This window comes from Halalkalicoccus subterraneus, from assembly GCF_003697815.1.
GTDB lineage: Archaea > Halobacteriota > Halobacteria > Halobacteriales > Halalkalicoccaceae > Halalkalicoccus > Halalkalicoccus subterraneus.
In genome coordinates this window covers 1-21,802 of sequence record NZ_RDQG01000039.1, presented here as the reverse complement: position 1 = coordinate 21,802, position 21,802 = coordinate 1, and the positions used below count along the sequence as shown (strand labels likewise).

At 50.1% G+C, this 21,802-nt stretch carries 21 protein-coding genes; 9 read left to right on the top strand and 12 right to left on the bottom strand.

The window, feature by feature from the left end; all coding sequences use genetic code 11:
- The first annotated feature begins 111 nt into the window (after positions 1–111).
- Positions 112–825 carry a Type 1 glutamine amidotransferase-like domain-containing protein gene (locus tag EAO80_RS10740; RefSeq protein WP_122089896.1) on the top strand — a complete coding sequence of 238 codons (714 nt, stop codon included), beginning with the start codon at positions 112–114 and terminating at the stop codon, positions 823–825.
- 202 nt (positions 826–1,027) lie between these two features.
- On the opposite strand, the gene EAO80_RS10735 is transcribed toward EAO80_RS10740, so the two are convergent.
- From EAO80_RS10735 to EAO80_RS10695, 8 genes are all read right to left on the bottom strand, one after another.
- Entirely contained in the window at positions 1,028–2,839 is a 1,812-nt protein-coding gene (locus EAO80_RS10735; protein WP_122089895.1) for a M3 family oligoendopeptidase, read from the bottom strand.
- 730 nt (positions 2,840–3,569) lie between these two features.
- Complete coding sequence (locus EAO80_RS10730; RefSeq protein WP_211330685.1) at positions 3,570–3,896, bottom strand: hypothetical protein; 327 nt, start codon at positions 3,894–3,896, stop codon at positions 3,570–3,572.
- 242 nt (positions 3,897–4,138) lie between these two features.
- Positions 4,139–4,444: a hypothetical protein gene (locus EAO80_RS19725; protein WP_162993971.1), complete on the bottom strand. Its 306-nt coding sequence runs from the start codon at positions 4,442–4,444 to the stop codon at positions 4,139–4,141.
- Between the two features lie 396 nt (positions 4,445–4,840).
- A complete protein-coding gene (locus EAO80_RS10720) occupies positions 4,841–5,242 on the bottom strand; it encodes an HVO_A0114 family putative DNA-binding protein (protein ID WP_245998581.1) in 402 nt (133 codons plus the stop codon).
- Positions 5,226–5,537, bottom strand: coding sequence for a toxin-antitoxin system TumE family protein (locus EAO80_RS10715; RefSeq protein WP_122089891.1), 312 nt, complete (start codon positions 5,535–5,537; stop codon positions 5,226–5,228). The genes EAO80_RS10720 and EAO80_RS10715 overlap by 17 nt, the downstream gene beginning before the upstream one ends.
- 780 nt (positions 5,538–6,317) lie before the next feature.
- Positions 6,318–7,358, bottom strand: coding sequence for a hypothetical protein (locus EAO80_RS10705; protein ID WP_122089889.1), 1,041 nt, complete (start codon positions 7,356–7,358; stop codon positions 6,318–6,320).
- Positions 7,359–7,602: 244 nt separating this feature from the next.
- On the bottom strand, positions 7,603–8,136 hold the full coding sequence (locus tag EAO80_RS10700; protein ID WP_122089888.1) for a GNAT family N-acetyltransferase: 534 nt from the start codon (positions 8,134–8,136) through the stop codon (positions 7,603–7,605).
- 582 nt (positions 8,137–8,718) lie between these two features.
- The gene (locus EAO80_RS10695; protein ID WP_122089887.1) at positions 8,719–8,979 is read right to left on the bottom strand and encodes a hypothetical protein; all 261 of its coding nucleotides are present in this window, start codon (positions 8,977–8,979) and stop codon (positions 8,719–8,721) included.
- Between the two features lie 241 nt (positions 8,980–9,220).
- Between EAO80_RS10695 and EAO80_RS10690 the strand changes: the two genes are divergently transcribed.
- From EAO80_RS10690 to EAO80_RS10660, 7 genes are all read left to right on the top strand, one after another.
- Complete coding sequence (locus EAO80_RS10690; protein WP_122089886.1) at positions 9,221–9,619, top strand: SHOCT domain-containing protein; 399 nt, start codon at positions 9,221–9,223, stop codon at positions 9,617–9,619.
- 743 nt (positions 9,620–10,362) lie between these two features.
- Entirely contained in the window at positions 10,363–11,313 is a 951-nt protein-coding gene (locus EAO80_RS10685) for an AAA family ATPase (RefSeq protein ID WP_122089951.1), read from the top strand.
- Positions 11,314–11,339: 26 nt separating this feature from the next.
- The gene (locus EAO80_RS10680; RefSeq protein ID WP_122089885.1) at positions 11,340–12,068 is read left to right on the top strand and encodes a DUF4129 domain-containing protein; all 729 of its coding nucleotides are present in this window, start codon (positions 11,340–11,342) and stop codon (positions 12,066–12,068) included.
- A gap of 14 nt (positions 12,069–12,082) precedes the next feature.
- Positions 12,083–12,664, top strand: a complete 582-nt coding sequence (locus tag EAO80_RS21030) for a DUF7269 family protein (protein ID WP_122089884.1) — start codon at positions 12,083–12,085, stop codon at positions 12,662–12,664.
- Complete coding sequence (locus tag EAO80_RS10670) at positions 12,658–13,917, top strand: DUF58 domain-containing protein (RefSeq protein ID WP_122089883.1); 1,260 nt, start codon at positions 12,658–12,660, stop codon at positions 13,915–13,917. Before EAO80_RS21030 ends, EAO80_RS10670 begins: the two co-directional genes overlap by 7 nt.
- The gene (locus EAO80_RS21025) at positions 13,914–14,648 is read left to right on the top strand and encodes a DUF7519 family protein (protein WP_122089882.1); all 735 of its coding nucleotides are present in this window, start codon (positions 13,914–13,916) and stop codon (positions 14,646–14,648) included. The genes EAO80_RS10670 and EAO80_RS21025 overlap by 4 nt, the downstream gene beginning before the upstream one ends.
- Positions 14,649–14,908: 260 nt before the next feature.
- The gene (locus EAO80_RS10660) at positions 14,909–15,097 is read left to right on the top strand and encodes a multidrug transporter (protein ID WP_211330692.1); all 189 of its coding nucleotides are present in this window, start codon (positions 14,909–14,911) and stop codon (positions 15,095–15,097) included.
- Positions 15,098–16,008: 911 nt separating this feature from the next.
- Here the strand turns inward: EAO80_RS10660 and EAO80_RS10650 are convergent.
- The 3 genes from EAO80_RS10650 to EAO80_RS20355 are packed head-to-tail and all read right to left on the bottom strand — an operon-like array spanning position 16,009 to position 19,029.
- Positions 16,009–17,298: an oligopeptide/dipeptide ABC transporter ATP-binding protein gene (locus tag EAO80_RS10650; protein ID WP_122089879.1), complete on the bottom strand. Its 1,290-nt coding sequence runs from the start codon at positions 17,296–17,298 to the stop codon at positions 16,009–16,011.
- Complete coding sequence (locus tag EAO80_RS10645; RefSeq protein WP_122089878.1) at positions 17,291–18,355, bottom strand: ABC transporter ATP-binding protein; 1,065 nt, start codon at positions 18,353–18,355, stop codon at positions 17,291–17,293. Before EAO80_RS10645 ends, EAO80_RS10650 begins: the two co-directional genes overlap by 8 nt.
- 2 nt (positions 18,356–18,357) lie before the next feature.
- A complete protein-coding gene (locus EAO80_RS20355) occupies positions 18,358–19,029 on the bottom strand; it encodes an ABC transporter permease (protein WP_245998579.1) in 672 nt (223 codons plus the stop codon).
- A gap of 808 nt (positions 19,030–19,837) precedes the next feature.
- Between EAO80_RS20355 and EAO80_RS10635 the strand changes: the two genes are divergently transcribed.
- A complete protein-coding gene (locus EAO80_RS10635) occupies positions 19,838–20,788 on the top strand; it encodes an ABC transporter permease (protein ID WP_122089876.1) in 951 nt (316 codons plus the stop codon).
- Positions 20,789–21,146: 358 nt separating this feature from the next.
- On the opposite strand, the gene EAO80_RS10630 is transcribed toward EAO80_RS10635, so the two are convergent.
- Positions 21,147–21,416 carry a hypothetical protein gene (locus EAO80_RS10630; RefSeq protein ID WP_162993970.1) on the bottom strand — a complete coding sequence of 90 codons (270 nt, stop codon included), beginning with the start codon at positions 21,414–21,416 and terminating at the stop codon, positions 21,147–21,149.
- Positions 21,417–21,802 lie beyond the last annotated feature (386 nt).

The following is a 21,802-nucleotide window of genomic DNA, read 5'->3' as shown; positions in this document are numbered from 1 at the left end:
GCCGTAGAAGGGGTTCTCCATAGACAAATGGTTGAGTCACTCAGCGTCACATACGGGTGAAGCCCTCACACAACAAATAATTATTTGAACGGTAGTTGATTTTACAGCACTATGACTACGATTGTGGCTATCGGTGGTGGGGAGATCGCGAGAGAGGAAACAAAGCCAATCGACCAGTATATTTGTGATACAACTGACTCTAAGGTTCCTCGAGCACTCTTTGTCCCAACTGCGAGTGGTGATGCAGTCGGATATCGTGATCTATTTGATAATTATTATGGAGACGTACTTGGGTGCCAGACTCGACATTTGGTGCTTCATGATAAGAAAGTCGAAAAAGAGCAAATCTACAGTGATATCGACTGGGCTGACGTTGTGTACGTAGGCGGGGGAAGCCTTCCGCTGTTGATCAGTTGCTGGAGAGAATATGATGTTGATCAACTGCTCTACGAAGCTTATCAGGAAGGGACAATCATGGCGGGACTGAGCGCAGGAGCAATGTGTTGGTTTGCCAGTGGTCTATCCGATTCGATAGACGGGACGGAGTTCACTTTGGTCGAGTGTCTAAACTGGATCGAGAACCTCGCATGTACTCCGCATGCAACATCAGAACGACGATCTGCATTTCAAGATCAACTACGATCAGAATGTATGTCCGGAATAGCACTCGAAGACGGTTGCGCAATTGAAATTACTGATGATCAGTATCGGATTCTTTCTGTAACTGGGGAAGAAACAGCGTACAGTTATAGATACAGTAACGGATCAACTGGCTACTCTGAACTATACGAAGAAGATCCCATTGACGTATCTACACTCCTGTGATGAAGATAAATATTCCTTATATGTTCTGTTTGCAGTCCTCAGTAGCAAGTCTTTCCATCCATTCTAGCCGAGAAATGAAGATAGCACCAACCCACTACATACAGAGAATTATTATCACTTCCAATATTTATAATAAATACGATAGTAGTAGCATAATCTCATATCGAATCAAACAAAGAAGTCAGAAAACTAGATTCTGGTGCTATTTAACCGTGCCCAGTTCCTCTACGTGTTCCTCAACTGCTGAGCATGCCCGTTCGAACGGTTCTCGTGACCGGATGTCGAGACCGAGTGTTTCAAATGCCTCGACAGAGCGTATCGTTCCACCTGCTCGCAGGAAGTCGTGGTACTCGTGCGGTGTGACGGTACCGTCGAGAAGCTGTTCGACGGTGCGTAGTGCGCCAGCTGTCCCAAGGGCGTACTGATAGAAATGATAAGGGAGTCGTCCGTGACTACCGACGAGCCACCCTCGTTTCGCCCACGTATCGATCTCCATTGGATCACGGAATTCGGACAGGAGATCGGTATAGATCTCCTCGATGCGGTCGAGCGTTAGGTCCTTTCCATCTTCGACGGTCCGATACGTCTTATGCGTGAACAGTGAGTGTAGCGTCGAGCCGTATATACCCTGTACCACATCGAGCAAGCGGTCACGTGCATACTGGCGGAGAGCATAGTCGTCCACATCGAGCAGGTGATGTATGAGCAAGAGTTCGTGGATGTAACTCGGAACTTCCTCGATAGGGCGTGCCCCTGTCGCATACACAGGCGACTGGGCCTCTCGTAGGTACTCAGCGTGTATCGCGTGACCAAGTTCGTGGGCAAGGATTGACATCGAACGTACGTCGTCCTGATAGTTTAACAGGAGGTACGATCCGGTATCATAAGCCCACGGTCCGTACGCAAGGATATTCTGCTTGTTTTTTGTCTCATAGACATCGATACGTTGGGACGCAAAGAACTCTTCGAGCCGATTTTTGTACGACTCCCCCAGTGGTTCGACGGCAGTGAGGATGTGGTCTCGCGCATCCTCATATGACACAGACGGCTCGTTCGCGTCGGCAAGTGGAACACCCAAGTCCCAGGCTTTGAGTTCGTCGAGTTCCAGGATTGCTTTTCGCCGCTCGTAGTATTGATGCAGTGGGTCGAGTGAGTCGCGGATTGCGGCTATCAGGGCGTCGTGAACCTCGACAGGGAGGTGAATGTGCAGCCCGGTTTCAGGATAGCTTGGTTTATTGAACGCCATTTCCCGCACTGAGTTGTAGTTTCGAGCGTCTGCGAGGGCCACCTGTGCGTTCACTTTATCCGCGTATGCTGTCGCAATAGTGTGCTCTACGGCGGCGTGTTCTTCGTACACCGACTGGTAGGCACGGCGACGGAACGCGCGGTCCCGGTAGCGGAGCTGTTTACCGAGATTGACCCCCGTCACCTCGATCTGTTTTCCATTGGACGTCTCCACAGGCTGTGGCTTGATATCGTTGTTCGTGACCGAGGAGTAGACACGTATCGGCGATTCGATGACCTCGGTGAAATCTGCCAGCAGGTCTTCAACCTCTGAGGATCGTGCATGGTTTCCCATCCGAAGAACGTCATCGAGGAAATGCTTGTAGACACCCAACTTCTCAGCCTCGTCAACCGCCTGCATTATCGTCTCGCGGCCAGCAGCCTGAATCTCACGTCGCACCATGTCGGTGACTTTTGTTACATCCCGGTCTAACCGATTTGACTTGTGGAGGCGTTCCTGATGGGCGCTGTTCTCGGTGTCCTCGTTACGCTTCAATTGGGCGTACAGCCGAAGCCGTTGCGTGCGGCGGAGTATTTCCTCGAACAACTGGAGAGCGCGCAATAACGTTTCATCGTCTCGTGCGATGTGGCCCTCGTACTCGCGGAGGTCTTTCAACCGGTTGTGAACTGCGGTCCATTCGCTCCCCCAATCTTCGCCGGATTCGAAGATAACTGAGAGGTTCCACTTGTACTGGTTATCGATGTCTGCTCGTGTCGGTAGTTTACTCATGTTTTGCTAATGCTTGGCGCTGTGAGCGATAGAATCAGATACATCGCTCTATTCGTTACAAAGACGATTCTCGCGGCCCCAAAGCGGGACGCGACGACTTAGAAGAGGGTGGAAACGGTCATCCTTCAGTCTCTGTTTTCAGAGAATAATACTATACCATATAATCTTTCCGCTGTATTGAGCGATACGTGAGGTCTCTGTATCCCACAGTCCTCCAGTTACGCTCAACAGATGTGAACTAACCTCTGATACGTGCCACAGCGGACTACTGGAACCCTCACTCGCGAGCAAGTAACGCCGTATTCTCACTCCGCTTCGCTCCGTTCCGAGACGGGGGTTCCTCGCTCGCTCGGGACAGTAGTCATACCGCAAATATGGGATGACCGCTGACCAGATATGACTGTCTGAGACTTACTTCAAAACCTGCTGTACTCGATAGTCGCTCTTGCTTGTATCCGAATAGCTCTCAGAGACAATCGAATGGCCCGTCATAACGTGGTGGTCAACAGCTGCCTGCCCTGAGTCGTTCTTCAGTGGTTCATCTGTAGCTGCTGTCCAGGCGCACTCTAAGCAGTAGTACTCCATCCAATCAGTTTTTACTACTACCCTACAAACGACAAAAGATGTTGGGCGCGCTAAAGCAACTAGTTTATTCACCAACTGTCGGCCACCCTATTGCCATGCGGCAAGTGCGTGCATTTTCGTAGTTTGTTTTATGTAGACGTGGCTTTCAGTCGTTGGCTCCGATCTCGCGGACGACAGCGGCAGCCTGCTCCTCGAGAGAGCGATCCTCGCCACCGTCGGCCCGCGCTTCGACCGTGGACGGCGTCGACGTCTCTCGGAGTTGTGTCTCGAGCTCGGCGATCCGCTCGTCTTTCTGTGCGAGTGCGTCTGTCCGTTCAAGCTCCGCGGCCAGCTGCTTGAACTGCTCGCCGCCGTGTTCATCGGCAACGTAGTGTGCGAGTTCGCCTCCCTCGCGAGCGTCGTAGTTGAGTAGCATGTCCTCGAACGGCGAGGCTTCGAGACACTCCCGAACAATCAGCATTCTGGCGGACATAGAACGAATATTCAGCGCAGACCTACGCGACGCTGTACCGAAAGGTACTGACAACATCGTCGCAGTCGCGCACACCTAGTAAGGTTTTGCTTCCCGATCAGATCAAGCGTATATAGTGTGGTGGCATACCCAGCCACCTACGCGTGGGGACATACCGGAATCACCAGTCCACAAAAGCAAGCTACGCAAGCAAGATCGATCCGATAGTAGTTAAATAGGCACATGCGATAAGGGCCCTTACTTTAGACGAAGAAGATAGCCAGTACAAAAATCAGAATTGTCGTTATCGCAATCGTTCCAAGAATATGTGAAATTGAGGTATAAGTCGATTTATTTTTGTAGATATCTCCAGTAATATATCCAAATGCATAGATTCCAAGTGCAACACAAACAACAGTGATTGTCGCGAGCCAGGCCATGATAGCTGGATTTTGCCAATTAACACCATACTGCCAATGACCCATTAAAAGCCCTATCGACACAAGTGCCAGAAGGACACCTCCAGCAATATCCTCTTGGCTCTGTGGATTGAATTCAATTGATGCCATAGTCTCTCTAGCTTATTGGGACAGATACAACTTAATATTATCGAACATATCAAAAATTTGTATATATCCAATCAGCCTGGGAACGAAGATATACCAAGGCATGACAGAGTTTGTGATAGCCACTAGCGTGCGTTACAGAACCCACGCGGCGCTCCAAGTAACGCCGTATTCTCGCTTCTCGTTGGTCGGCTTCGAGACGGAGATTCTCGCGCCACTCGGGACGCTTGTTCCTACTGCAAAGACAGGAGGTGACTGCACGCCGGTGGTCTCTAACTGGCAGCATACTTCAACTTCCCCGGCTGCAATCCAGCCGTCGCGCCTGCCGGCGCTCTGGCAGGATAAGATAGACCGCCTCGCTTAGCCACCACCTCAGTCATAGATAGAACAGTATGCGAATTACGGAGCGATAGGTACCTCAATCTCAATATTATCATACCAGACCGAGGGCTGCCGTGAACGCCCCCCGTCCTTGAGCTCGACGAGGCCGTAGGTTTCCAGTTCCTGGAGGTTGTCGTGAACCTGTCGAATATCTCGCCCTACCACACGGGCAAGCGCCCGAATGCTTTCGGGCGATTCACGGGCGATTGATCGAAGTAACTGGATGTTATTCGCCGAGAGAAGTCGCTGTAAATCCTCCTCTCGTTGAAACGTGATCTCGTACAGCGGATCAATATCTTCGCCTCGGTCAAGTGCCTCGAATTTCTCGGCGACCTTCTCGAAGGTGTCGCTCGGCGAGGCAACACGAACGGTTAGCGTTCGGTGCATGGAGGTACTGTCGTGGTTAGTCGTTGCGTTCATGATTTTCGACCTCTGTTTGGAACCGGTCTAAGACGGTTTTGTAGTCGCCTGGGTATTCGTAGGAGGGATCTACCCCATCGGCCGTGTGGCGTTCGTGGCCTTTCGTATCGCCGTGTGAATTGTCGTATCGGAGGATGGTCTCTCCCTCAACCGTCCCGTAGTGCAACCGGTATTTGATGCCATCTGGATAGGCGTCTGACTCAGGGACAGACCACACCTTCATCCGTGCGATACGCCGGGTCTCGGGGAAGTCGATTGATTCGCTGAGTATGAGTGTGGCCTCATCCCCGGTCATCTATTGATGTTACAAACCACATCATAATAGATGTTGGCTTTCTTGCTTTTATACACTGAGCTATTCTGAACTACAGCCCTCGGTGTCCGGGTCAATATGTCCATCATATCAACACTCATGATAACCAGAACCCTCGCTCGCGAGCAAGAAACGCCGTATTCTCACTCCGCTTCGCTCCGTTCCGAGACGGGGGTTCCTCGTCGGTCGGGACAATAGTGCAACCGCAAGCACGAGATGCTACCCCGCCAGAAAAGTGGATCCGTTAGTCGTCGACGAAAATTTCTTGATAGTAGTAGTCGAAATACAGACTAATTCAGATACATTATGGAGGGTTATCAGCGATCATTCGTACTGTTCGTGGCACCGCTATTGATACTGGTTAGTGGACTGATCACTGCGTGGATTCTCTCACCGGAGGGGAACTCGATTAACACTAGCTTCCTTCTCATGTACCTTTTTGGCCTCGGCTCGTTTTGGGGATTCTTTGTTCTGTTCGACCGCTTCGGTATGTTCAACCACGAATCCCTGTAGTCACGTTTCTCGCTACTATTGGCGTTTTCGTCGCTTCGATTCACAGTGACCGCCTGCGGCGTTCCTTATTGACCGGTTCACAGACCCGCTTTGGCTGTTCGTAGTAACTATCGGTCTGTACTCTGTTGTCACCGCGTATCGACGAGCAATAGCACGCTTGAGGCATGGTCCATCTATATTGTCAACCAATAGAGTACGGTCTACATAGATCCTCGAAAGAATCTATTATTCGCTAATATAATCGAGATTTTATATGTCGTCGAGGAGATCAGGTAGGTCTTGAAGGTCGGTACGGATGATGGTGTCAAACCGGTTGGGGAGTCCCTGTTTATGGGCGACGCCGGCAAAGAAATTCTCGGTAATGACAGCGTCGGTGTAGGGGATGGCAACGGCGAGGGCCATTACGTCGTTGAGGTCGTTGGCCTCGATGTCGCGGCGCCGGTGGAAGTCGCGGCCGAGAATGAGGTCAAGGTGGGCGTAGTAGGTAGGAAATTGCATGAAGAAGTCATCGAACCCATTGAAGGCGGTGTCGCGAGCGATAATGGAGAATATGTTGACGTCGATGGGAAGCTGTTCAGCGGTGTGGATGAGCCGGGGGAGTACGTCATTCCGGAAGCTTTCGATGATCAGTTGTTCGCGGCGTTCCTCGTCAGTATCGGCGATGTCCTCGTATTCCTGCCGTATGGGTTCGAGTGTCTCAACGTAGTCAGTACGTTCCTCTTCATCCCGGAGGTCGGGAAGGTTGGCAGCGAAGTCATCGGATTGAATTATCTGCCGGGTAAGTTCTTCTGATCGGAAAATCTTGTGAACCTTCCACTCATCATCGATTGGTTCGCCATCGTCCATGATTCGAGGGGTACCGTGAGGGGCGATGAGACCGCGGTCGAATACCTGATCGGCAGGGTCAATCTCGGGCAGCAGGTCGATATGCCTGAAAAGGTAGGCCATGATCTCGGCACCGATGGCATCAAAGTAGTTCCGCATGCAGAAGTTGTTGGAGAGGTCAATCATCAACTCGTAGAGTTCTCGCTTGAACGTCTCGTCGGGGTGTGCGTCGGTTTCGAAGAAGCGGGCTATTGAATACGGACAGATACCGTCATCATTGTCGACGGCTTGCTGGACGGTCTGGTAAGCCTCGGTATGGCGGGAGTCGGGATCGTGGCGGCCGGCATGAAGCTGCCCCCAGATCTTTTGATCGAAATAGATGATGGGGGTATCGTTCCTGTTGAGCGTTGGTTCAGGAGCGTCAAGAATATCTTCAATTGCCTCCTTATTTAGACTCTCGTACATTTGAATGAGGGATCATTGGTGTCACGTGGTTTTGAGTGTCAGGATCCACTAAGGTGTACAGAACATATTCGCGAGAGCGTTACGGAACCCTCACTTGCGAGCAAGTAACGCCGTATTCTCACTCCGCTTCGCTCCGTTCCGAGACGGGGATTCCTCGCTCGCTCGGGACAGTAGTCATACCGCAGGCACAAGATCGCCGCCCTGCCAGATAGGTAACTGATCTCTGTTGTCCTCGTATTTTCTATCATGTCGTAAATTCCGTTTTGAGCAGCCCCCAGAGTGTAATATCCTTGTAGTCGCCCTCTTTGTAGTAGGCCTCACGTTTCGTTCCCTCCTGTTGGAACCCGAGTTTTTCGAGGACACGCCTACTCCCAGGATTGTCGACTTGAACACTCGCTTCGATCCGTCGGGCATTCAGCTCCTCGAAGGCGAAGACAACGAGTAGCCGAGTAGCTTCACTCGCGTAGCCATTTTCCCAATACTCCGGGAGAATGTAGTAGGCAACATCTGCAACACGAGCCCGTGAATCTTGAAGAATTGTCCCAGCCCAACCGACGATGTCTCCCTCAACCCGGATTGCACAGAGCGTGCTCGGAGCCTCAGTGTTCTGCCGTCTAGTAATTCCCTCTCGTGCCTGCTCACGGGTGAGACATTCACCATACGCGCCGGTCACACGCATCTCGGGATCATTACGAGACTGACGATACATTTCGACGTGCGTTTCGTTGTCAGGATCTAGTGGAACGAGTTCAAGGAGGTCACTGGCGAGGAAGGCCATGTATCTGAGAACGTGCTATATAACATAAAGGATGGGCTCAGTTAGATATTCCCTCGGTACCCTCACTATTCGTAAAACGCCCCTGTTGAAATTCTCCACCTGGTTGGGGTCACCCAGTGTTGCATAGATCGTCGCAATCGACCGGGGTGCCGACTCTTCGGTTTCCGAACTCTTGAAGAAGATACAATAGTATTTTGTACGAACATATCTCAACCCATACAATGTATTTCTACGTATGTGTTGGTTCAACCCTCGCTCAGGATTGGAACTGGCAGCGGGAATCCTTGCTGCAGTCTGGGCTATTTATACCCTGTATATTCATTGGTTCTTAGAACCTAATCTCCAAAATATACAGATTATCATATGGATCAGTTTGGTGACCGCAGTTTGTGTAGGTGTTCTCATCATCTCTTTTGGTGTTATCACTGGAAGAGTATATCAGAATACTCACCGATACCTGCGAATCGGTCAAGTCCTTGGAGGGAGTGCGCTTATTATGATTGTTATTTTCGTTTCAATGGGAATCTTCACATAGATGAACCCCGGAAAAGGAGCCATTTCCTGCAGGTGCCAAGACTTGACTCAGACTATGTCGATAACAGCACCAAGAGCAAAGCCGACCCCTAATGAAAGTGTTGAGTAAAGGGCTTGTTTGGTAGGAGCACGAAAAATACCAGAAAGCAGTATTCCAATTGAGCAACCGAAAAGGAGGCCTTGAACTACCCTCCCGTCACTTCCGACCGGCCCTGATGATACGGCGATTTCAACGAGAATTATACCAGCGAAGCCGAGCAGAAAGAGGGCTCCATCTCGCCGTATGTTCCGTTCTTGCCGCTTAATCATACGTCACCGTTGGAAGGATACTTGAATAGGCTTTGTCACTCGTTTTGCTAAATTCGCACCGTTATATACCAGGTGCTTCATCTCTCCTAAGTGTGAACTGAGGACGGCACCAATCACTACATACAGGAGATCTCCCATGTTGAGCTAAACGGTTTGTGTAAGACTTATCAACATTCAGTGGTAAGATTGACAGAAGATCATGAGATCGATCACCAGAATGAGAGAGGAGGAATAATACCCAATGTCCTCACTGCTGAGGTCTGATGATCATTGGTTCACTCTCGCTATTGCAACTCTCATCGTTATCGGATTGTATGTGGGATTCTCGGTTCCGTGGTACTGGGCATTGGTTGCAGGAATGCTCGTCTCTGGGGTGATGGAACTCGCGATCAAAGAGGTTCCACCGGATTCAGACGCGTATGATTCGAGTCAGTATTACCTCTGGGACAAAGGGTTTGGAGACTCCCAGAGTGCTTCGAAAAAGACATCCACTGATTCAGCTGACTCCCTTGAAGTTCTTCGGAGTCGATACGCCCGCGGAGAACTTACTGATGGACAGTTTGAGCAGAAAGTAGAGAAGTTGTTGGAAACCGAGTCGTTAGATGATCCCAGAGAATGGGACAAAGCACGAGAATACTAACGGATCGTACTGGTTGAAATAGAGAATTGGTTCATTCCCACCACTACGTAACAGGTGCTTCATCCATTCTGGCCGGGAAATGAAGACAACATCAATTACTACAGATAGTAACAGATTGTATTACATATAGTCTATTGAATAAGATAGAAAATAACTTGTCGGAGTATAACTGAGTACCATTATGAGCAATGACTTTCCTGATTATACCGATTCTACATCACAGAAGGGTCTTCTCTACGGGATCATTACCAATGGGGTGTTTCTTGCTATCCTCTTAGCGTTATTTGCTACAGGCCTTGTTAGTTCTACACTAGCTATTATTGAGAGTGGACTGTTGATTATTGCGGGTGCAGCTATCGGGAGTGCTACTGTGTTTCTTTTTCGCCGTAATGATCAGGTGTCAAAGGCGTGGAGTAAATTTTCGTTCCGGTTCGCATTTATCGCCAGTTTCATAATTGTATTTCAAATATTGAGAAGGTTTTATAGCGTAGTTTTTTCAATAGTATTAGTTCTAATAGTTGGTGCTATAGTTGGGGGATATAATTAGTCGAACAACACTATATTTCAGGATGAATTACTGATATTGATGTGTGAGTACTGTCCCGAGCGAGTGAGGAATCCCCGTCTCGGAACGGAGCGAAGCGATGTGAGGATACGGCGTTTCTTGCTCGCGAGTGAGGGTTCCGGTCGTGAGTCTTATCAAAGCCAGAAAAGTCATCTTTCAGGCAGAATTAAATGCGCCTATGGATGTTAATCGAGCGAGTTCGGACTGTGAAACAGTTCTCACTGAAATCACTACTGCGATTATTTCTGACCGCGAATTTATTGAAACAATCCTTACTGGTATTATTGGGCGGGGACACGTTCTTTTAGAAGACGTACCAGGCACCGGGAAGACGCTTACTGCACGCTCTGTTGCTACCGCTCTTGACCTCTCGTTTTCGCGGATTCAATTTACTCCGGATTTACTTCCTGCCGATATCACTGGAACACATATCTTCAACAAACAAGACCAAACGTTTGACTTCAATGAAGGCCCCATTTTCGCGAATATCGTCTTAGCTGATGAAATCAATCGCGCACCGCCAAAGACCCAAGCTGCTTTGTTGGAGGCAATGGAAGAAGGCCAAGTTTCCGTTGGTGGTGAAACTCACCAACTACCACAGCCGTTTTTTGTAATCGCAACTCAAAACCCCGTTGAACAGGAGGGCACGTTCCCACTCCCGGAAGCCCAAATCGATCGGTTTCTTGTTAAAACATCAATTGGATATCCAGATGAGTCCGGTGAAATTGAAATGATTCATCGACGGCGTGATCGGATGAACAGGAGTCCCTCTGTCGAGCCCGTTATTGACGCTGAGCGTATTACTGAATTGCGCCAAGTGCCAGAAACAGTTCACATTGATGATGATCTTATCGAGTACATTGTTGCACTCGCTCGAGAAACGCGTGCCGATGACCGTGTTGAACTCGGAATTTCACCACGTGGAACACAGCGGTTATTCGAAGCCACTCGAGCACATGCAACTCTTCGTGGCCGGGACTACACAGTGCCAGATGACGTCAAGCGAGTCTCCCAGCCGGTGCTCGCTCACCGACTCGTACTTACTCCGGATGCTACCGTCAGTAACATCACCAAAGACCACATAATTGATTCTGTTCTTGAATCAATCCAGGTACCGATCCTCGAATGAATAACTGAGTGACAGAACGTATATTTATGGTTCAAAAACCAAGCGCCGTCCGTAGCGAAGCGGAATGGAACAAGACTCTACTCGTCTTCGCTGCTCTCCTTTCTATTTTCACGCTTGGAATTACAGCGTCCGTTCTAGAATCTGTTCCCACTACATCTCCATATGAGGTCTCTACAACAGCTAGTGATGGTCCTGCACTCTCCCCGTTAGCCATCCTGTTATTGCTTTTCGATACACTCTTTGGTTTCTTGGGAATCGAGATCGAACTCTCTGCTTCTGCAGGAGGAATGATTTCCATCGGTGCCATACTCGCTCTTACCCTTGATGTCCTGGGTTCAATCGGTCTTCCACTTCTTGTGGTCTGTGGAGTGGGTATAACCATACTAGTTGTTAGTCGGCATCTCCCTCACTCACCACCTACCTCAGTTCGTTCATTACTGATGAATTGGCCTCAATCAACAAAGCTGTCTACGTATCCGAATTCAACAGACGACAACTGGCCTCCCAGTGAGCCGAAACACGATGTATTCGAAACCTGGGTCGCTATGACAGAACAACTCGAGATAGAGCATCCACACTCACGCACACCAAGAGAATGGGCCGAAAGCGCTATCGACGCTGGATTTGATGAAGACACCATAGAGACGTTAACGGACGCACTCAGGCAGATTCGTTATGCCGATTCGACTACGACTATTGAAATATCCCAAGATACAGAGCTCGTACTCGAACAACTTGAGGACGATACAGAGTGACACGACTAACCGTAATGTCGCGGTGGCTGTTGCTAACTGTTGGTATTCTCTCGCTCTGTGGTGCACTAATCGTCCTCTTTATCCCGTCCGCTGATGTCATACTCTCCTGGCCGTGGGATAATGAAACAGTATTGATTGCCTTCTTTACGGTGGTTATTGTGATCGCTGGCACACTTGGGCCACTTATTCTATTGGACGATCCCACCCATCGAGACCAGAGTGAACCGACACCAGAGCAGGTCCCGTTAACCCCAGTACCAGGATATGAGCTCGAAAATATACTAGACGGTCGATGGTTAGTGTTATTTCCACTAGTACCATCTACTCGTGAGCGTATTCATTCCCAACTGCGAAAAGTGGCGATACAAACAATTGTTCGGACGACAGACTGTTCGGTAGAATCCGCTCATGAAAAAATCGAACAGGGAACATGGAGTGATGATCAGATCGCCACGGCATTCATTCGCACCGGGCCAGTTTCGGGGGTTCGAGGGGTTCGATCGCTTGTAGACTACGTACTCTTTTCGTATCGAGCTCAACGAACGGCACACGTGATTCTTCATCGCTCCGAACAGGAGGAAATATCCCAATGGTGACCCGACGAACGACATTCTGGAATGGCGCTCTTATCGCCGCACTGCTTACGAGTGGACTCGGCGTTTTTTTGGGAGAACCAGCATTGTTGCTCCTGTCGATTCCTGGTGTAGTTTTTGCTCTCTATTCACATCTTACAGCGATCCCGGATTCAACACTTGCCATTGAACGAACTATCTCCGAGACCGATCCAGCACATAATCAGAATATCGAGGTCACTGTTACACTCCGAAATAGTGGCGATCAGCCCCTTTCTCATGTCTCTATCGTTGACGGAGTGCCTCCAATGCTTGCAGTCCAAGGTGGATCAGCGCGTCATGCAGCAGCACTCGGACCCGGTGATGATACGACGTTCCCGTATACAGTTCTCGCAAAACACGGTGTTCATCGGTTCAGACCGGCAACTGTCATTCTGAGAGATATGAGTGGCAGTATTGCGGTCGAAACGACCGTCTCAACAGACACTGAACTCGCCTGTCGCTCACCCATCCAAGCAGTTTCGTTTGGGCAGGCAATGCATCACCGTGCAGGAGCAACTCTCACGACTGGAGGCGGAAACGGAACAGAATTCTCGAAAGTACGATCCTATCAGCTTGGAGATCCACCGAACAGAATTGACTGGAACCGGTATGCTCGAGACAGTGAGTTAACAACCATTAGTTTCCGTGAAGATCAATCCCAAGCAACGATCCTCTGTCTCGACGCACGAGAGAGCTGCTATCGATCGTCCGGAACCGGTGAACCACATGCCGTCTTCTATGAGCGTACTGCGGCACGTGAATTGCTAGATGCATTTTCAGACGTAAATAAGCCGATAGGAATCACGACGTTTGGGTCCAATCACTGTTGGCTCGCTCCAGATACCGGACCTCATCACATTGCAACCGTGCAACAGACTCTTGAGGACCCCACTATCCTCCCGCTTGAACCACCAGACAAACGCACTGCTGACGAGAGTGTTGGTGAACAGGTTCGTCTGCTCCAAACACGAATTGGACGGGATACGGGAGTAATCATTCTCTCACCGGTACTCGATATGTTTCCGATCGAAACAGCTCGCCTCCTCCAAGCAGACGGCCACTCAGTGACAGTGGTATCACCGAATGTGACGACAGCACAATCAACGGGGGCTGCAGTTGCGCAACTTCAACGGATGAATCGTCTCGCTGCTCTTAGGCGGGCAGATATCAGAACTGTTGACTGGAAGCCAGAAGAATCACTCGATACGGCGATCTCTACCGAAGTAAGACAATGAGTTCTCTTCCAGGCAATCCGAGGAACCAGCTACCGACAACAGTGAGTTCAAGTACTGCTTTTGTTATACTAGTTGGTGCGTGTTTAGCGGGTTCGACGGGACCGATTCAGACCGTGCCACTCCTGTTAGAAGCAGTAGGTCTCACACTGTTCATTGGTGGGGTACTCCTCCGTCGACGTAGCCACAGAATTATTGGACGGATTCTCACTGGAGTAGGATTCGTAGGCGCTGTTTTAGCACTGAGTGGTTTTGTAGTCCTTGCTCCACCCTTACCGATTTTACTCGTCTGTCTTTCGTGTGGAATTGGGCTGTTGGTAGTGACTCTTGGGGTGTTTTCAGTTAAGGCTCGGTTAGCACGCTGGCTTGCAAGTGTTGGAATTGCGTTAATATTTGGTGGCATACTAGGAGCTACTATCGTTGATACACCACCGTTCTGGCGGTTAGCAGTAGCGGTGGGAGGAGTGTTTCTATCTTGGGATGTAGCGAACCAAGCAATCAGACTCGGTGAGCAGGTTGGGACAACGGCTGAAACGATCTCTGCCGAAACAAACAGAATCACAACAAGTACTGTGGTCGCCGTTATTTCCGTTATAGTTACAATAGCAATTTCCCAGATTCCAGTTACTAGTGATTCGATTGTTGGATTAGCATTACTGCTGGTCGCAATTCTACTGTTTATCCTTGCGCTCTCTCACGTTCCACAAGCACCGGACCCTCCTGAGGACACATAAACATAACATGCCCCGGTCGGTCTTTTCTAGTTTCCACGGACGAGTTGCATACTGATATCTATTGAGACAGAGAGAAGGTTGATAGTCACGAACTCACACGGTCGCTTTTCCACAAACTGGCCATGAAATCCAACAAGACAGTCAATGTGCACCTCTATGTAACAGGTACTTCATCCATCCGAGCTGGAAACGAAGACAGAACTAATCGCTACATATAGGGCATACATTTTTCACACCAGCCAGTAATATTCGTGGCAAAGATGGTCGCTAAGTATCAAGACCAGTCATCTGTGATTACTGCATTCGCCATCCTCATAGCCATCATCGCTATTGTGGGAACGCAGTTCTTCGGATGGGAGTGGGGATCTGGACAGCTCATTCCAACAATCATCGGTGTCGTCGTTGCCGGAATTGCTGTAGTTGTTGGTGCCAGAAGAGTAATGGACTGAACGAGAGCGACTCTTTGGGCCCCTCTTTGACCAACTGATAACTGCTGTTCAGTTCCCAGTCCTACAGAACAGGCGCTTCATCCATTCTGGCCGAGAACTGAAGACCATACCAATCACAACATACAGAGCGTCTACGTATCGGTGTACCAGTAGAACAGTCATTCTTGCTGATTCTGGTTTCGGTCTGCAAGATAGGCCATGAGGCCGAGAATATTGAGCAAGGGCATTGCAGCGATATGGATCCAAATGGTGTCTGACCTATGAGGACTCCGGCGTAGATTAAGGTACACGAACAGCGGAATGAGCAATTCAACTGTTAATAGCCCCAGTGCTATGATTCGTACTTGCCGAGATACTGTTGAAAGGAGTGAACCCTCACCAAATAGACTGGCGGCAAGGAGGAGAAAGAAGACGCCAAGTAGAGCAAGTTCCGACAGCGTCCATATCCAGAGAACTCGTTCAGTAGCCTCATCTACCATTGCGATATTATATGTGTGTACATACTATAAATACATAGATTAAACAGGTGCAGAATACAGGATTTAGTTTTGTTGACATCCTCCGTAGATGAACTTCTGGGATTACTCAGCGCTACATACAGGGGAAGTAGATACCGCTCACGTACATGTTTACCCAAACGGTGTTGCGGGACCGATAGTGCCTGCAATGAATACATCAGCAACGAATAGCAGGAATGCAAATCACATAGTTACTTCAAGAACGTCGACGGCCTCGACGTCAAACGATACTGAGTATGAGCAGCGAAACCGTCGAGCTCGACGGAGGTTACGAGGCTGCGCCTGGAATGGGAGAGACGCGAGATCTCCGAGGCGATCACGCGGTCAGCCCTATAACATAAGAGCTTTCGATAGTCTATGACATATCAATTCATCGTATCTATCGTCAGCCTGCTATCGCGTCATGTCGCACTGTGAAAGCACGCGCCCCGCAGCGCCCTCAACCGTTGGATCGTAGTGATGACATGCAATGTATCGTCCGTCTTTTTCAATATCCTCGGGTACTGCTCTCTCACAGACGTTCACGGTTATGTTATTGAGCTGTTCATATGCATCACATCTCTCACCATGAGCTAAAGAGATGATCGCCGCTTTGACCCTACGGTCCATACGATCATCAGGAATCGTCTTGGGAAGCTCGAATACCGCTCGTATCTCGCCGCGCGACGACTTGCCCACGTCGATTTCTTCAGGCAGTTCACCCGTTTTGAGTGCAAACTTGAATGCAGCAATTGACCGCCACTGCTCATGGGGCAGGTCTATATCATCGGGTGGGATTATTTCTGAACACCGGGTGTGGTACCGACATCCGGATGGCGGATTAGACGGATCTGGAACTGTATCGGTTAATGGCCGGGGAAAATCCTGATCGGTCGGATCGAGATTCGGAACCGAATTGAGCAACAGGCGGGTATAAGGATGTGCGGGTGATTCAAGAACATTATCGATATTGCCCTTTTCAACTATCTTGCCAAGATACATCACTCCAATACGATCACAAAATCGACCTATAGTATCGAGGTCGTGGCTAATGAACAGCATTGAAATATCGAATTCATTCCGTACTGAGTCGAGCAGTGCGAGAATATCAGATCGAACCCGACCATCGAGTGCACTCGTTGGCTCGTCGGCCACGATCAAATCGGGGTTGAGAACGAGCGCTCGGGCAATAGAGAGGCGCTGTTTTTCTCCGTCAGAGAACTCATGAGGGTAGAGATCAGCGTCGCTCGCTGACAGCCCGACACGTTCGAGTAGGTCTTCGATAATCGCCCGCCGACGATCTCCATCGCCCATTCCGTGGAGTGCAAGCGGTTCGGCGACCGCTTGACCGACGCTCATCCGTGGGCTGAACGCTTCATTCGGATCCTGAACGATGAGCTGAGCACGCCGGCGAAACGATTGTAAATCGCTCATTGGGAGACCGGTTATACTATTCCCGTCGAAGCGAATCTCACCGCTGGTCGGCTTTTCAAGTCCGAGTACGGAGAGAGCGGTCGTCGTCTTTCCACTGCCCGATTCTCCTACGAGCCCAAACGCCTCGCCACGGGCGATGGCGAAGCTCACGCCATCTACAGCCCGAACCCGACCAACCTCCCGACGCAGCAACCCCTTGGTAATTTGATAATGAGTTTCGAGGTTCTCGACTTCAAGCAGTGGCGGTTCGGATTTTGCGGGATCAGTCATCAGTTCCTCCTTTAGGCTGAGCCTCGTGTGCATTGGCAATGATCGGTCCTGGATCCCCTTCTGATCCGTAGTGCACACACGATGTACAATGATCCTGGCAGCCGGCAACCGTATAGAAAGGGGGCTGCTCGTCTTTCGCGCATTCCTCAATTGCATGTGAACACTCAGCACGGAAACGGCAGCCGTTCGTTGGAATTTTGGTGCGTGTGGAACGGTTTGAGCGTCGAGAAAGTCCGCTATAGCTCTCGAACAAAGCTTGCGTATAGGGATGCGACGGCTGCGTAAACAGTTCTTTAGTGGGTCCGCGTTCGACGATTGTCCCGCCGAACATTACCAACACTCTATCGGCGAGTGCGGAAACAACGCGTAGATCATGGGTGACACACAGTAGCGACATTCCACCGTCGGTTAATTCTCTCAGCAGTTCGATCAATCGGGCTTGGACGGTCACATCGACAGCGGTCGTCGGCTCATCAGCGATGAGGAGATCAGGATTGGCCGCGAGTGCTATCGCAATCGCAATGCGCTGGCGCTGGCCGCTAGAAAACTCGTGGGGGTAGCTGTCGACTGTAGCACTCGCGCGCGGGATTCCAACCCGTTTGAAAAGTTCGACGGTCCGTCTGCGTGCGGCTTGTGCGGGGATGTCTCGATGAATAGTCATCGCCTCAACCACTTGTTCACCGACTGTGTAAACCGGATCAAGCGCTGTCTGTGGGTTCTGAAAGACATGTGCAATACGGTTACCCCGAATCTGGCGGAGGGCTGCTTCGTCTGCATCGAGAAGTGACTCGCCGTTAAAAATGATCGATCCGTCGACAATTTCTGCAGGTGGTTGGGGGATAATTCCGGTGAGTGAAGCACAGGTAACGCTTTTACCACTGCCAGATTCGCCGACGAGACAAACCGTCTCACCAGGCTTAACGACAAAGCTCACCCCATCAACAGCATGAATTGTTTTCTGCTCACCCCGGATGTAGGTCCGGAGGTCCTTGACTGAGAGTAGGTGATCATTTTTCATGTGTGTAGCTTGCGTCGTGAATGAAATTTCGGCCGTCATTACTATCCTTTTTGCCGGGGATCGAGTGCGTCTCTGAGACAGTCTCCGACCAGTTTGAACGAAAACACCGTCATCGTCAGCGCGAGGGCAGGGAGGGTCGACACCCACCAGATCATGTAAGCGGGCTCGTCCGCACGGCTCTGTACGTAGCCTGGAACTGCGGCGTTAATCGATTCGCTGATCGTCGATCCCCATGAGTAGAGTTCCAGGTCATGAAAACCGAGGAAGGCGATCCCCGCTTCGATAAGGACAAGCATAGCAAAAAGATGAAAGATCGCGGGAACAAGTGTGTTGGTGACATTCGGAAGGATGTGTCGTTTTGCGATATAGAGTCGGGAAGCACCGAGGCTTCGGGCGACAAGGACGTGGCCGTCCTCACGTCGTTGGAGGACTTCGCTTCGAACAAGGCGAGCGATTCCGCCCCAGCTGAGTAGGCCGAAGGTGGCTAGTAGTAAAAGCAACGACGGGTTCCAGTACGCATAGCCAAGAAAGTACAGGATAATTGCAGGAATAGAAAGCTGAATATCGACATAAGACATAAGAAGGCTGTCAACGAGACCACCACGTAATCCTGCGATGATGCCGACGGCAGCGGCCAACGGAACAACGAACGCGGCGGTGAAGACGACGATGTAGAGGGCGACACGCGCGCCGGAGATCAGCAGGAATCCCATTGGAAGGCCGCGCTGATTAGTTCCGAGCAGATATGTGAGCGAACCGTGACAGCGTTGGCTGAGTGGTGGACCGGTGGTTGTCCCAAGACAATCACCCGGAGTCGCTTGCGTCGAGAACCCAATCGGAGGTTGAAACGCGTGTTGAAACCCGAGACCAGGGTCAGAGAGAATAGGGGGACCGAGTGCGCCAAGAAGTACAAACACGAACAGGTAGACGCTTGCGAACAGTCCCGATGGCCTCGAAATGAGCCGACGTAGTACTGGCCAAACTGAGTCCCAGTGATTGATCATAGGCACTATACCGTAGGCGAACAGAACCACGATAGCAAGCAAAACCACCCAATCGATTGGCTCCGCTCGCCACATCCCAATGGTGTAAACCTGAGTGACGAATACATCATACAAATACAGCGAAAGGACGAGTAGAAGTCCGGCGAGAAGGATGGCCCGCTCCGAAGAAATGAGCCGCCCCCCTCGATTGACCTCATCCCAGTTGATCCGCTCGAACCGTGGTGACTCGTCAAATGTGCTCATCGATACTACGTATACTGCATATCAGCACCGAATAGACCACACACTGTCGTCAATCGTATTACCTTCAACTGGAGTATCTATCCAGTAGTAACACTTAATGATACCGGTGAACATACCTGACACTCAGATAGATCCCTAATGTACTGGCCCTTATGAAACGTGCATTTCCAGCAGCTGCTGACCACTATCAGAAATTTAGATATCCATGTCTTTCGCCACCAGCTCGCGTTTGGCGAGGGGGAACACAAACGCTTCGTACAAGGAGGCAAGGAGAATGAACTTCCTTCGGATGATTGTAAAACGAATTGGCCTCGGACTCATCACGGTGTGGGCGGTGCTGACAACGGTGTTCGCTCTCTTTACATTGACCGAGGATTGGGCGTTTCGTGGTGTGGAAGCCTCACTTAGGTTTAGCGGCGGGAGCGAGGAGGAAATCGAACTCGCCCAGCGACAATATCTCGCGGAACGTGGCCTCGACCGTCCAATCACGGAACAGTATGTTGAGTGGATGGAAAGAATGCTCACGCTTAATTGGGGCGAGTCGTTTATGACTGGTGAGCCAGCACTAACGTTGGTGATAAGTGCCGTCTCTCGGACGGCAATGTATGTTCTCCCGGCACTTCTGATTGGGATTGCTTTCGGAACTTTGGTCGGTCTCTACGCAGGGCTGAATCCTGACGGTCGCCTCGCAAACTGGGGTCTTGGTTCTGTTTATCTCCTGTTCGCGCTGCCGAATTTCTGGCTTGGTGGGCTCCTGTTCTCGACAGTGCGGGGTGGCGAGTCGCCAATGAGCTACTCACCGTTGCTATTCGAACATGTTCTCCCAATCGCGCTGGTCACGACAACGCTGATCGGTGGCTATGCGAGCTACTCGCGAGCACATTCGCTTGAATATGCCTCGGCCGATTTTGTTGCGCTGGTGAAAGCAAAGGGAGCGGGTCGGTTTCGGATCGCGTGCCACGTTGTCCGCAACGCGGCGATTCCACTCTTCTCAATGCTGTTCACTGAAGCATTCGCATTACTCATTCTCGCAGTGTTTGTAATCGAAACGCTATTCGGAATTGAAGGATTCGGGCTGTTATTGATGAACGCTGCTCACGGACAGGATATTCCGGTTCTACTCGGTGGGACTGTTGTGATTATTGGCCTTGGAGTCCTTGGAAATATCGTTCAGGACCTTTCGTATAGCCTGCTTGATCCACGAGTCGATATGGAGAGGCGATAAACCCGAATGAGAACGTTCGGATGGGGATAGCTCAATAGCATACTTCACATTTTGCAAATCATCAGTTGGGAACTTCAATTGGGTAACTTAGAATGGTGAGAACGTCTAATTCAGTTATAGGGACGCTTCTGAATGAAGAAATAGCGCTACTATCTACTGATACGATTGGCAATCACTTCAATACCATAATATTTCTGCTCTGTTGAGATCCTCGGTAGAGCTGGTTAACCGCAGGCAAGGTTCGGACTGATAAGTTCGCAATCCTACGTAACAGGCGTTTTATCCAGTCGAGCCGAGAAATGAAGACAGTACCAATCGCTACATACAGGGTATTGGCGTATCGCTCAATTCAGGGACTCTATTGAGAGGTGCCCTGAAGACGTTCAGGTAGAACCATCCTCTCAAGGATCAACACGACTGTATAGCCGATAATACCCCCGAGTGTACCTACATCCATGAGTAGTAGGTTTTCAAAGATAAGTCCGAGACCGAGTATAACTGATATAAAGATCAGAGCAATGATCCACGCAACGTAGCCAAGAGACTCACGCCGCTTTTCAGAGAATCGGTCGCGGATAGCCCACATAACAGGTCCGACAAGAACGGCAGTTCCGATAGCGAATGCCACAACCCATCCCCACGGGCTCGTACCAGACTCAACGATACGTGCAGAACTGAATAGAACAAAGTATGCAAGCAATATAATCCAATAATTCGCCTTAGCGGAAGGGACTCTATAGACTTCATACGATAGTATGGATATCCGATAAGAAATGTTTTTCGGGAGAGTCGTTTAAGAATCTGAAAGAGTCCATATGACCAACAATTGAATATCCAGCCGATTAGCGCTCAGTAAGCAGTCCTACGTACCGAGTGCTTCATCCATTCTGGCCGGGTAATGAAGACAGTACCAATCAGTACATACAGGGAATACACGTACCGGTATCGGTCTTGATCTCTCCGTATCTTGGTAGAGCGGCGTGCAAGATACAGAGTATCTATTACAGCTGTATC

What these genes read in the sequence shown, in the direction of transcription:
- EAO80_RS10740 (WP_122089896.1), top strand. Translation starts at nt 112, where the DNA reads ATGACTACGATTGTGGCTATCGGTGGTGGGGAGATCGCGAGAGAGGAA.
- EAO80_RS10735 (WP_122089895.1), bottom strand. Translation starts at nt 2,839, where the DNA reads ATGAGTAAACTACCGACACGAGCAGACATCGATAACCAGTACAAGTGG.
- EAO80_RS10730 (WP_211330685.1), bottom strand. Translation starts at nt 3,896, where the DNA reads ATGTCCGCCAGAATGCTGATTGTTCGGGAGTGTCTCGAAGCCTCGCCG.
- EAO80_RS19725 (WP_162993971.1), bottom strand. Translation starts at nt 4,444, where the DNA reads ATGGCATCAATTGAATTCAATCCACAGAGCCAAGAGGATATTGCTGGA.
- EAO80_RS10720 (WP_245998581.1), bottom strand. Translation starts at nt 5,242, where the DNA reads ATGAACGCAACGACTAACCACGACAGTACCTCCATGCACCGAACGCTA.
- EAO80_RS10715 (WP_122089891.1), bottom strand. Translation starts at nt 5,537, where the DNA reads ATGACCGGGGATGAGGCCACACTCATACTCAGCGAATCAATCGACTTC.
- EAO80_RS10705 (WP_122089889.1), bottom strand. Translation starts at nt 7,358, where the DNA reads ATGTACGAGAGTCTAAATAAGGAGGCAATTGAAGATATTCTTGACGCT.
- EAO80_RS10700 (WP_122089888.1), bottom strand. Translation starts at nt 8,136, where the DNA reads ATGGCCTTCCTCGCCAGTGACCTCCTTGAACTCGTTCCACTAGATCCT.
- EAO80_RS10695 (WP_122089887.1), bottom strand. Translation starts at nt 8,979, where the DNA reads ATGATTAAGCGGCAAGAACGGAACATACGGCGAGATGGAGCCCTCTTT.
- EAO80_RS10690 (WP_122089886.1), top strand. Translation starts at nt 9,221, where the DNA reads ATGTCCTCACTGCTGAGGTCTGATGATCATTGGTTCACTCTCGCTATT.
- EAO80_RS10685 (WP_122089951.1), top strand. Translation starts at nt 10,363, where the DNA reads ATGGATGTTAATCGAGCGAGTTCGGACTGTGAAACAGTTCTCACTGAA.
- EAO80_RS10680 (WP_122089885.1), top strand. Translation starts at nt 11,340, where the DNA reads ATGGTTCAAAAACCAAGCGCCGTCCGTAGCGAAGCGGAATGGAACAAG.
- EAO80_RS21030 (WP_122089884.1), top strand. Translation starts at nt 12,083, where the DNA reads ATGTCGCGGTGGCTGTTGCTAACTGTTGGTATTCTCTCGCTCTGTGGT.
- EAO80_RS10670 (WP_122089883.1), top strand. Translation starts at nt 12,658, where the DNA reads ATGGTGACCCGACGAACGACATTCTGGAATGGCGCTCTTATCGCCGCA.
- EAO80_RS21025 (WP_122089882.1), top strand. Translation starts at nt 13,914, where the DNA reads ATGAGTTCTCTTCCAGGCAATCCGAGGAACCAGCTACCGACAACAGTG.
- EAO80_RS10660 (WP_211330692.1), top strand. Translation starts at nt 14,909, where the DNA reads ATGGTCGCTAAGTATCAAGACCAGTCATCTGTGATTACTGCATTCGCC.
- EAO80_RS10650 (WP_122089879.1), bottom strand. Translation starts at nt 17,298, where the DNA reads ATGACTGATCCCGCAAAATCCGAACCGCCACTGCTTGAAGTCGAGAAC.
- EAO80_RS10645 (WP_122089878.1), bottom strand. Translation starts at nt 18,355, where the DNA reads ATGACGGCCGAAATTTCATTCACGACGCAAGCTACACACATGAAAAAT.
- EAO80_RS20355 (WP_245998579.1), bottom strand. Translation starts at nt 19,029, where the DNA reads ATGGGATTCCTGCTGATCTCCGGCGCGCGTGTCGCCCTCTACATCGTC.
- EAO80_RS10635 (WP_122089876.1), top strand. Translation starts at nt 19,838, where the DNA reads ATGAACTTCCTTCGGATGATTGTAAAACGAATTGGCCTCGGACTCATC.